The sequence below is a fragment of the Cupriavidus sp. MPR-AND1C genome, from assembly GCF_058809705.1.
Window position 1 is genome coordinate 1 of sequence record NZ_JBXASU010000153.1, and the last position, 11,198, is coordinate 11,198.

The window sequence follows — 11,198 nt, forward strand, 5'->3', positions numbered from 1 at the left end:
CTCCACGCCCCAGGCCGCCCCCCTCCCCCGGCGGCTGCTCGACCGCCTGCGCGCCCGTGCCGGCGCGCAGGTGCGGGGCCTGACCCGCAGCAACTCCGGCCTCAGCCTCGACTACGACAACCCGCCCGGAGATCCCGGCCTGTTCGGGCCGGACGCGGTCTGCTGGCGCGTGCACGCGGATTTCCCCGCGATGCTGGCCGGCGGCGTCAGCGCCCTGCTGATGCAGACCATGCATCCGCTGGCGCTGGCCGGAGTGTGGGATCATTCCACCTTTCGTACCGATATGCAGGGCCGCCTCGGCCGCACCGCGCAGTTCATCGCCGGCACCACCTACGGCAACCGCGCCGATGCGCTAGCGCTGATTGACCGGGTCAGGCGCATCCACGCGGCGATCAAGGGCACGGCGCCAGATGGCCGCCCCTACGCGGCCGACGATCCGGCGTTGCTGACCTGGGTGCATGTGGCCGAAGTGTCGAGCTTTCTCACCGCCTACCTGCGCTATGTCGGCCCGCTCTCGGTCACCGAGCAGGACCGCTACTACGCGGAGGTGGCAGAGATCGCAGAGCGCCTGGGCGCCACCGGCGTGCCACGCAGCGCCGACGCCATCGCCGGCTACCTGGAGCGCATGCGCCCTCAACTGGTGGTGAGCGAGCGCACCCGCGAAGTGGTGCGGTTGGTCATGGCCATGCCGGTGGCCAGCCCGCTGCTGGTGCCGGCGGTGCGGGTCATGGGAGACGCTGGCATTGCGCTATTGCCGCGCTGGGCGCAGCGCGAACTCGGGCTGCATGGCAGCACCGCGATCCGCCGTCCGGTCTCGCTGGCCGGGATGCGCGTGCTGGCGCCCACATTGCGCTGGGCCTTGGGCAGCGGCCTGGCGGCGCGCGCGCGGCGGCGGGCGATGCAGCCGTCCTGACCGGCCACGCCGGGGCGGGCGATTCACCAACAACAGGAAACAGGAAAAGAACACCATGCAGACCGTTGCGGTTCTGGATTTTGAAACGACAGGACTGTCACCGCGTCAAGGCGACCGGGCCACGGAAATCGCAGTCGTGCTGCTGCGCGGCGGGGAAATCGTCGACCAGTATCAAAGCCTGATGAACGCGGGCAGACGCATTCCCTCGGACGTCGTGCGCCTCACCGGCATCACCAACGACATGATCGCGTCGGCACCCGCCGCGTCAAAGGTGATGCGGGACGTGGCCCAGTTCGTCGGCAAGCATCCCGTGGTGGCCCACAACGCGGGGTTCGACCGCAGGTTCTGGCAAGCCGAGCTCTCGCTGCTGGGCATGCCGGCCGATCAGGCCTTCGCCTGCACGATGCTCGTTTCGCGGCGCGTCTACCCGCATGCGCAGAACCACAGGTTGTCAACGCTGGTGGATATGCTGCGCCTGCCGAAGGCCGGACGCGCCCACCGGGCCATGGCCGACGCGCAGATGACCTGCCACCTCTGGCACCGCCTGCAACACGATATCGCCGAGACCTACGGCATGCGCCGGGTGGATTACGACCTCATCACCCGCGTGCAGGCCACCAGCGGCGCCAAGGTGCCGGCTCTCCTGCGCTCTCTGGGTGAGAGCCAGGCGCAATGATGCGTGGGCCGAACGCCGGCACTGCGCCAATTTGGGTCCGAACAACAATGCATGACTTGAAGACTGGCGCATTCTGGCGGCGCGCCTGCCTTGCCCTGCTTGGCGCACTGCTGGTGGCCGATGCCATCGCCCTGATGCTGATGGGGCTGTTCAACTTCGGAGTCGTCCTCCCTCTGGCGATCGGCGCGGCCTTTCTCGCGCTGTCATGGCGCTGGGAGCAGGTCGTGCGATGGCGCGCGGCCAGCCCACGGCGCCGATGGATCTGGGCGCTGGGCCGCACCGCATTTGCCGCATGGCTGGTGACGCTCGGGATGTTCTTCTATTTCATCAGCGCCAGCAACGCGAACTTCCCGGCAACCGGACCGACGGCAAACACCATCCTCATACTGGGTTCCGGCACGCCACGCTGCGCCGCGTCGCCCACCCTGGCCGCACGGCTGGACAAAGGGCTGGCGCTGGCGCGGCAATGGCCGGCGGCGCGAGTCGTGGTAAGTGGCGGCCAGGATTTCGGGCTGCGATGCAGTGAGGCTGACATCATGGCGGACTACCTGATCGCGCACGGCCTGGCACCGGAGCGCCTGATCCGGGAAGACCGCAGCACCAGCACGGAGGAAAACCTCCTCTTCAGCCACCGGTTGCTTGCGCAACAGGGCGTGAGCGCCGCAGACCCGCTGGTGCTGGTGACCAGTGATTTTCATCTGGTGCGCGCAAAGCGGATCGCGCGTAAGGCCGGGTTCCAGGCAGTGTCTGGCGCAGGAGCGCCAACGCCGCTTTACTTGCGCTACAACGCCTGGCTGCGTGAGTACTTTGCGTTCATCAGTGGCTGGGTATTGCGTGAATTCTGAAATGCCAATAGCTTCCCCAAGGCACGGTGGTGCCGCCCCTCTTGTTCAGTTGGGATCCGCGATCAGAGAGGTCCGCCTTCGGCGTGACCTTTCCCAGGAAGAGCTTGCCCATCGGGCCGGCATCGACCGCTCCTATATGAGTTCGGTGGAGCGGGGAGGACAAAACCTGGGAATGATGCATCTTTTGAGAATTGCGACTGCGCTTGACGTTGCGGTCGCGGAGTTGATGGGTGTTGCCAAGCTCTAAGCGTCAACACCAGTCGGCTCGGGAGGCCCAACCGCACGAACAAGCCGGGCATCGGCGCGAGAGTTCGTGGGGCCGCTCCCTCGCAGTTGCATGAGTCGCTTCGCGCGCGACCTTCGGCTTGACCAGCACCACCTTGCCGGCCGCGTCGACGCCATGAATGGCAGCACCCTCTTGGCGAGATCGATTCCAACGGTAGCGATAGCCATGGACTTCCCCTTCGTTGGTTGTGATGCAGTTTAGACACGCCATCATGGCGCTTCGGTGCCAACCGGCGGCTTCCACCGCAACTTTGCGACGGGGAAGTCCCTTCCATTCCAATACCCCGTAGAGGAAAACCCCTACAGATAAAGTCAATGCCCAACACCTATTATTGCCACATATGGCAATTAAGCGCGCGCGCTGAAATCGGCAGCATTGCGAGGTGCCCGCAGGTCGACGAAGGCTCACATCCGAGCGCATTTGAGTCGGGCATAGCTGGCAAGTGCCCTGGTGTTGTCAGACGGTTTAACTTTGATTCTGTTGGGATAGTTATGAACATATCGGGAACGAAAATCACGAAAGGCGATCTGGGGCTATCCCCTGATTGCCGGGCATCCAACGGTACTATCCCTGATGCGACAGGCGTGCGACCTGGCGATGCCAACGCCGACAACGAGGGGCGCATCGTGGCGCAGGTGGAGGCCATGCCACTCACGCCGCTGCACCGGCTCGCGCGTGTCATTGTCGGGAGCGCGACCTTCTTCGACGGCTTCGATGTGCTCGCTATTGCTGCCGCGATGCCCGTGCTGATCAAGGTGTGGTCCCTGTCCCTTGAGCAGGTCGGCTACATCATATCCATTGGATATCTAGGTCAGCTTCTCGGGTCGCTGGGCTTCTCCTATCTCGCGGACAAGATTGGACGGCTTCGCTGTGCCAGCCTGTCGGTAGCCATCTTCGCACTTGGCAGTCTGGCATGCGGCTTTGCGGGTGGACCGGTGAGCTTCATGGTTTATCGATTCATTCAGGGTCTCGGGCTCGGGGGCGAATTGCCAGTTGCAGCGACTTACATCAATGAGTTGGCAAAGGCCGGCCATCGCGGCCGCTTCGTCCTCTTCTATGAACTGATCTTCCCGATCGGACTGTTTACTGCCAGCCTGGCCGGCATGTGGGCCGTCCCGAATCTGGGCTGGCAGGCCATGTTCTTCATCGGTGCGTTGCCCGCATTGATCGCGCTGTGCATGCGCCGTTTCCTCCCTGAATCCCCCCGGTGGCTAGCGTCAAAGGGACGTTTCCAGGAAGCGGATGCCGCTCTTGATCGCTTCCGGAAATCCTGCCGGACGGTCGATGTTCCCAGCCTGCCCGGCATCCCCGCGCAACCGAACGCAAGTGCGGTACGGCGGGGAACCGGAGTCTCGTGGCAGAGCCTGTTCCGTCCGCCCTTGCTGCGACGCACTCTTGTGCTGGTCACCCTTTGGTTCGCCGGCGGCTTTGTAACGGCGGGGGTTACCGCCTGGATGCCCACCATTTATCGGCAAGAGTTTCACGTTGACCTGGCGACCGCGCTCAAGTTTGGAACATATACGTCTCTTGCAGGAATCATCGGCTCTGCGGCCTGCGCTATCGCGATTGACCGCTTCGGGCGTCGGTTGTGGATGACCATGACATGGCTATGCACGGGCGTGGCGATGCTTGCCCCCATCGTCTTCGCGCCGATGACCGCTGCATCCACAGCCCTCTGCATTTCCACGGCATTCGGTTTCTCGGCCGCCGCATTTATCGGTTGTTACGTCTATACGCCAGAGCTCTATCCGACTCAGATCCGCACCATGGGTGTTGGCGTGTCGAGCGCGATGTTGCGCTTTGCTTCCATTGTCTGCCCCTCGATGATCGGCTGGTTCGTTGCCAGGGGTACGCTCAACACATCTTTTGGCGCAATCGCCGGAGTCGCATTTGCCGCGGCGTTGGCGGTGGGGCTCTTCGGGGAAGAGACAAGCGGTCGAACACTAGAAGAAGCGTCCTCGGTTCCACAAACGCCCTGATCTTGCATTTTTTTGACAGTAATTTCCATTTGTGGCAATTACGACTCAAGGAAGACCGAATTCTCCACATAAGGCTATCGAATGAAACTCAGAGTTATCTTGGCGCTGACGTTCGGTTGTGTGAACGCGGCGCTCGCACAGGGTCAACTAACCCTGTATGGAAGCATGGATGAATCCGTCCCATGGATCAGCAATATCCAAGGCCACGGCTCAGTGCGCATGGATGCCGGAATCTCCCAGCCAGACCTTTTGGGGATCCGCGGAACAGAGGACCTCGGTGGAGGAATGAAGGCACTGTTCCAGTTGGAAAACGGCTTCCTCACCGACAGTGGTTCGATGATCGCAGCGGGGAAGCTATTCAACCGTGCTTCATGGATTGGGCTCGAAGGCAAACTGGGGATCGTCAAGCTCGGCAGGCAAGTCGACTTCACGGCAGACAAGCTTGGGCAGTGGAGCAACGGCTACCAGTTGTTCAATTTCTATCTGTACCACCCCGGCAACCTGGATGGGCTTTCGAGTCAGTTCCCGGTAGACAATGCGATTACCTATCGCACACCAGTCTTTGGCGGCATGCAGGCCAGTGCAATGTATGGCCTCGGCGAGGTACCGGGAGACAGAAGCGCAAACCGCACGTATAGCTTTGCGGGCACGTATGCAGGCGCGAGACTGAACCTTGCAATTGCATACACCGACGCCAATGGGCGCGCGTTTGATATCAATGGCACAACCGGAATCGCGCAGGCCATGGGTCAAGGCCTTGCCGCCGGCAGAGCCCTTCCGATCGATTCATTCAAGGCGGGAGGGATTGGTGGCGGTTATCGATTGGAGACCCTGCCGATTTCCGTCAATGCGCTGTATTCGCGCTCGACACTAAGAGTGGGGATGTCCCAGGGCACGATGAATGCTGCCGACCTTGGATTGAGCTGGCAAGCGACTCCTGCAACAGCCGTCAATATTGGTTACTCGTTCAGCAAATTCGAGAGGACAAAGTGGCATCAACTCAATCTTGGCAGCATGTATTACCTATCGAAGCGCACGCAGTTGTACGCGCTGTGGACGTACCAACATGCGGTCGATGGCGTCGCGGCAATGAACGTTGTGGGTATCTCCTCCGGACGTAACCAGTCAGTGGTTAGTGCCGGTATTCATACTTCATTCTGAAAGTGCCTGCGATGGCGCGCAAATTTGGTGGAGGTGTTTGGTGAAGTTCAACCTCAATGGCAGGCAAGTCACGTTCGACGGTGACGTCGAGACCCCGTTGCTGTGGGTGATCCGCGAACAGTTCAAGCTGACGGGCACGAAGTTTGGTTGCGGTATTGGTATGTGCGGCGCATGCACAGTACACCTCGATGGCGTGCCGGTGCGCTCGTGCTCGGTCCCAGTAAAGCACGTTACCGGCAGAACCGTAACGTCGATTGAAGGACTGTCGAAGAACCGATCTCATCCGATCCAGCTGGCATGGATCGAGAAGGATGTACCGCAGTGCGGCTATTGTCAGTCAGGGATGATCATGTCCGCTGCCGCACTGTTGAAAAACTATCCGAAACCTACAGATGAACAGATCGACCAGGCAATGACGAACCTGTGTCGATGCGCGACTTATCACCGAATTCGGGAGGCCATCCATGACGCCGCTTCAAAGAAATGACAGCAACGAAAGCTCGGATGTGAAGTCACCACAACGCCGCCGCTTGCTGAAAAGCGCCGTGGCACTTCTCGCGATCCCCGCGGCAGGAAGCCTGGCCATACCGGTCGTGTACTCATTGTCCGAGAAGCACTCCGGGACGCCCGCCGCGGAGGTCGAGGTCAGCGACTGGATCTGGATCGAGCCATCCGGCCATACCATCATCGGCGTGTCGCAGTGTGAGTTCGGCCAGGGCATCTATACAGGATTGCCGCAAGTGCTCGCGGACGAGATGGATGCAGACTGGGAGAACATCTCGGTCAAATTCGTCACTGCGCGAGACGCATATCGGAACGATGCCGGGGACGAGCCGCTGCAGCAATACACCGGCGCTTCCATGTCCATGACCTACTTCTTTGAGCGAATGCGCCTCGCCGGCGCGCAAGCCCGGGATGTGCTGCTGCGCGCGGGTGCGCAGCTGCTGGGGGTCCGCTCGTCCCAATGCACGACCCGAACGGGGCGTGTGATTCACCCCGCAACCGGGCGCAGCATCGGCTATGGCGAGGTGGTTGCGGATGCCATCAAACTGCGCATCAATCCACATCCGAGGATGAAGGTGCCCTCGGAGCATTCGCTGATCGGCAAGAACCTCCGTCGTGTAGACACACCGCCGAAAGTGGACGGTAGTGCGGTCTTCGGGATGGATGTCGAGGTGCCGGGCATGCTGATAGGCGCGGTGCGCATGGCGCCTAGCGTGACGGGTAGCATCGTGCGCATTCGCAACGAAGCCGAGATTCGCAAGCGCGAAGGCGTGAAGGCCATCGTGGTCACGTCACTGTGGCCGGTGCCCACGCGCAACACGGTAATCGTTGTTGCCAATTCCTATTGGACTGCCAAGCAGGCCCTGGATGCGCTGGATATCGAGTTCGACGCCGGTGCGGCACGAAATACATCGAGCGACCTGATCCGCAAGCAATTCATCGAGGGGCTTGATAGCAAGGATGCTCCCGTGGCGAGAAGGATCGGAAACCCGGAAGAAATCCTGAACGGACCGGGCAAGCGTGTCGTTGTTTCCGCCGACTACCACACGCCATATGTCACGCATGCCACCATGGAACCGGTCGTCGCCACCGTCGATGTCCGGGAAGGGGAGATCGAGGCCTGGGGTCCCTTCCAGGGACAGGATTTTCTTCGCGGGGAACTGGGGAAGGTATTTGGACTGCCCCCGGACAAGGTGACCGTCCACACAGTCTATCTCGGCGGCAGCTTTGGCCGGAAATACCTGCCTGACTTCGCGTTGCATGCGGCAGCCGCCTCAAAGGCTGTCGGCAAGCCCGTCAAGGTTATCCGCTCGAGGGAGGATGACACGCGGCACTCATACTATCGGCCCGGTGCCGCAGGCCGCTTTCGTGCAGTGCTGGGTGATGGCGGGATGCCGCTTGCCTTGCATGCGAGGATTTCCGGCCAGTCCCTGTACGGTGTGATCAAGCAGGACAAGATGGCCGCGGTCGGTGGATGGGATGAGACCATGGTCGAGTCGATATACGACCTGATCTATCGTGTGCCGCATCTCCTCGTCGATGCGGTCGATGTCAAGCAACCCATTCCGCTGAGCTTCCTGCGCAGTGTCGGCAGTACGTCAAGTGTGTTTTTCCTGGAGAGCTTCGTCAGCGAGCTTGCTCATGCGGCGGGCGCTGACGATTACCAATATCGACGAAAACTGCTTGCCGAGCAGCCACTGGCGCTTAGGGTGCTGGATGCGACAGCGAAGGCCGCGCAATGGGAACGCGAGGCGGGCCCGGGAGTTTTTCGCGGGATGGCATTCAATGTCTACACGGGGCGGGGAGAGGGCTTTCAGACCTACGTCGCTTTGGTCATCGAGCTTGAGGTCGTGCAGGGGCGAGTCAAGCTGAAGCGAGCCGTCTGCGGAGTCGATGCGGGGCGCGCGGTCAACCCGGGGCTGATCAAGGCCAATATGGAGGGCGGGATTGGCTTTGCGCTGACCAATACGTTCAAAAGCGAGCTCACCTTTGACAAAGGAGCCATCCGGCAAAGTAGCTTCCACGACTATCCGCTGCTGCAATTGGCGGAGATGCCGAACGTGGAAGTTACCATTCTTGAAAGTGACAGGCCGCCCCAGGGCTGTGGCGAGGTTGTGCTCGGACCGACGGCGCCGGCCGTAGCGAGTGCCATGTTCCATGCGACAGGGACGCGATTCCGGTCCATGCCCCTGCCTCAGTCTGTCTGAGGCCACGCGTATGGCTGCCGGCTACGGGACGTAGCCGGTATGAGCGCCGCCCCCCCATCGATCTTACCGCCATTGCATTCGCTGGGCGGGCCGGCAAGGCATGCCGCGTTGAGCCCGCGCGTCCGGCGCGGGCGGAGTAATGAAGACTTCACGTCGCGGTGTTGATAGAATGCCTTGGCGCGCGAGCGCTCCTGCACGCCAACACGTGCACCGATGCACCGGAATCCGGCAAGGTACGCCCATCCGGCATCCAGGCTCGCTACGCCGTGTATTCTGGCCTCCGTGCCCGTCCTCGATTCGCGATCACATCCAGCAATATGGCAACGAAAATTCCACTGAAGCGTACCGTGTCCACTGCCGACAAAGCGCGCCGTCGTGTCAGCGGGCGACCAACAGGTGAAGACACGGTCGGCAAGCAGGCAATCATTCAGAGCACTGTGGAATTGCTGAAGATAAGGGCGCCAGAACAACTCACGGTGCTTGAGGTGGCGGCGAAGGCCGGGGTGGCCAGAACGCTGGTTCGCTACTATTTTGGCGATCTCCACGGTTTGCTTCGCGAGGTGACGGAATGCCTGATGGGGCAATTGCAGGATCGCATGGAAGTCGTGATGCGTATGCAAGGCTCGGTGCGTGAGCGAGTACACCAGCGCCTTCTGCTACGCCTGGAATTCATGCGCGAGCATCCGTATTTCGAGCGCTTGGCGCTTGGCGAGATCTACTACGGGGAGGACGCTACCGAAGAGAACCCTGCGGGAAGCGCGCTGCAGCGCATCACCAAGCGCGGCTTGGAACTGACCGACATGATTCTCGAGGATGCGCAGGGGGCGAAGGTCGATGCCCGATTCCTTCACCTGGTGATACTGAGTGTGTCTGCATTCATTCCGAGCGCGCAACCGCTGCTCCATCATCTCTTCGGGACCGGGGAGGAATGCGAGCAGCAAGTAGATGCCTATCTCCAGTTCGTCTCGCGCATGCTCGCGGACGCGATCGATCAACAGCCCGAGCGCACAAAGCCATAAGCCTGGAAAGCTACGCTGCACGCCAAGGCGCCTGGATTGCCGCTCAGCACGCTCGCGCACTTGCCACTTCCGCGGTTGGCGCGTTGAGCACCTCGCTGAACCCGCTCAGGCCCCTCCCCCTCAATCAATATCTCTTGACGGAACTTCCCGTCACGCACTAAACTGAGCTTAATTGCCACATGTGGCAATTAAGCTCAGTCAGTGGTTTGCCCGCAGACGGATTGCCGGTCGGGCACAAGTGCTGAGGAGCCGGCACGCAAGTTGCGCCCCACGCCTGGTCGTGGCAGCGCATCGCGCGACTGGCGCTTTCCGGCTCGCCTGATCCTCGACGTACAGCACTGACTTCGTCTAAATCAAAAGGAAGAGACATCATATGAAAATCGACAATCTGACACCGGCGATCGGGTCCGAGATTCATGGAATCAATCTGGCCGACGCCGATCAAGTCAACAGTTGTGCCGATGACCTGCGCGCCGTTCTCGCAGAACGCCAGGTGATCTTCTTTCGCGATCAGGAGTTGACGCCTGAAGCGCAGGTTCGATTCGCCAAGATCTTCGGGCGCGTGGAAGCGGTTTCATCGACATTTCCCGCGCATCCCGAGAATCCGTATGTCGAGCTTCTTGTCAGTCAAGGAACACGGACAGGAACGGACATCTGGCATGCGGACCTGACCTGGCAAGAGTCGCCGCCTGCTGGTGCATGCCTGTACGCCGTGGATGTGCCCGAGACCGGCGGTGACACCATGTGGGCCAGCATGACCTCCGCTTTCGAGTCGCTGGCTCCGAACATGCAAATGTACTTGCGCGATCTGCGCGCGGTCCACAACTGGGAGGCCCCGGCACTGACAGACAACCTCAGGAAGCGGGATGCAACGGGTGGGCTGTACAAGGCGGCTCGCGAGAAATATGCGCCTCTGGAGCAGCCGGTGGTTCTTGACCATCCCGTGACCGGAAAACCGGTGGCTTTCGTGAATTCGCTCTATACAACCCATATTCGCGACGTCACGAATGACGAGAGCCGTGCGTTGATTTCCTTTCTTAGCGGCCTGGCGAAAGTTCCCGAATGGCAGGTTCGGTTCCGATGGAGAAAAGGCTCGGTTGCCGTATGGGACAACCTTGCCACGCAGCACTACGCGGTCAACGACTACCACCCCGAACCGCGCCGAATGCATCGCGTCGCCATTCGCTGACCACTTGAGTGCGAACTCGAATTCCTTCAGCAAACCACTTCGGTCCGCCAGATCCGGTCCGTCCAACTGAAATTAGTGACAATGAAAACCAAAGCTGCAATCGCCTGGAAAGCCGGCGCCCCGCTGACCGTGGAAGAAGTCGACCTGGACGGCCCGCGCGCCGGCGAAGTGCTGGTGGAGATCAAGGCCACGGGTATCTGCCATACCGACTACTACACCCTGTCGGGTGCCGACCCGGAGGGCATCTTCCCGGCCATCCTGGGCCACGAAGGCGCCGGCATCGTCACCGGCGTGGGCCCGGGCGTGACCTCGCTCAAGCCGGGCGACCACGTGATCCCCCTTTACACGCCGGAATGCCGCCAGTGCAAGTTCTGCCTGTCGCGCAAGACCAACCTTTGCCAGGCCATTCGCTCGACCCA

The 11,198-nt window shown here is 61.2% G+C and carries 11 protein-coding genes; all 11 read left to right on the forward strand.

Features of this window, described 5'->3' with window-relative positions; genetic code table 11:
• Positions 1 to 913, forward strand: a 913-nt coding sequence (locus AC1RWI_RS36875; protein ID WP_492870772.1) for an oxygenase MpaB family protein, incomplete at its 5' end; no start/stop codon positions are given.
• Positions 914 to 968: 55 nt separating this feature from the next.
• A complete protein-coding gene (locus AC1RWI_RS36880) occupies positions 969 to 1,589 on the forward strand; it encodes a 3'-5' exonuclease (RefSeq protein ID WP_492870773.1) in 621 nt (206 codons plus the stop codon).
• A gap of 47 nt (positions 1,590 to 1,636) precedes the next feature.
• Positions 1,637 to 2,434 carry a YdcF family protein gene (locus AC1RWI_RS36885; RefSeq protein ID WP_492870774.1) on the forward strand — a complete coding sequence of 266 codons (798 nt, stop codon included), beginning with the start codon at positions 1,637 to 1,639 and terminating at the stop codon, positions 2,432 to 2,434.
• Position 2,435: 1 nt separating this feature from the next.
• Positions 2,436 to 2,681: a helix-turn-helix domain-containing protein gene (locus AC1RWI_RS36890; RefSeq protein ID WP_492870780.1), complete on the forward strand. Its 246-nt coding sequence runs from the start codon at positions 2,436 to 2,438 to the stop codon at positions 2,679 to 2,681.
• A 530-nt stretch (positions 2,682 to 3,211) separates the two neighbouring features.
• A complete protein-coding gene (locus AC1RWI_RS36895) occupies positions 3,212 to 4,699 on the forward strand; it encodes an MFS transporter (protein WP_492870775.1) in 1,488 nt (495 codons plus the stop codon).
• Positions 4,700 to 4,780: 81 nt separating this feature from the next.
• A complete protein-coding gene (locus AC1RWI_RS36900; protein WP_492870776.1) occupies positions 4,781 to 5,860 on the forward strand; it encodes a porin in 1,080 nt (359 codons plus the stop codon).
• A gap of 40 nt (positions 5,861 to 5,900) precedes the next feature.
• Positions 5,901 to 6,347, forward strand: a complete 447-nt coding sequence (locus AC1RWI_RS36905; protein ID WP_043357927.1) for a (2Fe-2S)-binding protein — start codon at positions 5,901 to 5,903, stop codon at positions 6,345 to 6,347.
• Entirely contained in the window at positions 6,325 to 8,571 is a 2,247-nt protein-coding gene (locus AC1RWI_RS36910; RefSeq protein ID WP_492870777.1) for a xanthine dehydrogenase family protein molybdopterin-binding subunit, read from the forward strand. Before AC1RWI_RS36905 ends, AC1RWI_RS36910 begins: the two co-directional genes overlap by 23 nt.
• Before the next feature lie 347 nt (positions 8,572 to 8,918).
• Positions 8,919 to 9,590 (forward strand): TetR/AcrR family transcriptional regulator, encoded by a 672-nt coding sequence (locus AC1RWI_RS36915; protein WP_236702196.1) that lies wholly within the window; start codon positions 8,919 to 8,921, stop codon positions 9,588 to 9,590.
• 373 nt (positions 9,591 to 9,963) lie between these two features.
• Positions 9,964 to 10,779: a TauD/TfdA dioxygenase family protein gene (locus tag AC1RWI_RS36920; RefSeq protein ID WP_043354176.1), complete on the forward strand. Its 816-nt coding sequence runs from the start codon at positions 9,964 to 9,966 to the stop codon at positions 10,777 to 10,779.
• Positions 10,780 to 10,860: 81 nt separating this feature from the next.
• Positions 10,861 to 11,198: alcohol dehydrogenase catalytic domain-containing protein (locus AC1RWI_RS36925; protein WP_492870779.1), on the forward strand; the 338-nt coding region annotated here is incomplete at its 3' end.

Bases quoted from the DNA above. Each gene is read 5' to 3' on its own strand.
- AC1RWI_RS36910 (WP_492870777.1), top strand. From the start codon at position 6,325: ATGACGCCGCTTCAAAGAAATGACAGCAACGAAAGCTCGGATGTGAAG.
- AC1RWI_RS36895 (WP_492870775.1), top strand. From the start codon at position 3,212: ATGAACATATCGGGAACGAAAATCACGAAAGGCGATCTGGGGCTATCC.
- AC1RWI_RS36900 (WP_492870776.1), top strand. From the start codon at position 4,781: ATGAAACTCAGAGTTATCTTGGCGCTGACGTTCGGTTGTGTGAACGCG.
- AC1RWI_RS36920 (WP_043354176.1), top strand. From the start codon at position 9,964: ATGAAAATCGACAATCTGACACCGGCGATCGGGTCCGAGATTCATGGA.
- AC1RWI_RS36885 (WP_492870774.1), top strand. From the start codon at position 1,637: ATGCATGACTTGAAGACTGGCGCATTCTGGCGGCGCGCCTGCCTTGCC.
- AC1RWI_RS36890 (WP_492870780.1), top strand. From the start codon at position 2,436: ATGCCAATAGCTTCCCCAAGGCACGGTGGTGCCGCCCCTCTTGTTCAG.
- AC1RWI_RS36880 (WP_492870773.1), top strand. From the start codon at position 969: ATGCAGACCGTTGCGGTTCTGGATTTTGAAACGACAGGACTGTCACCG.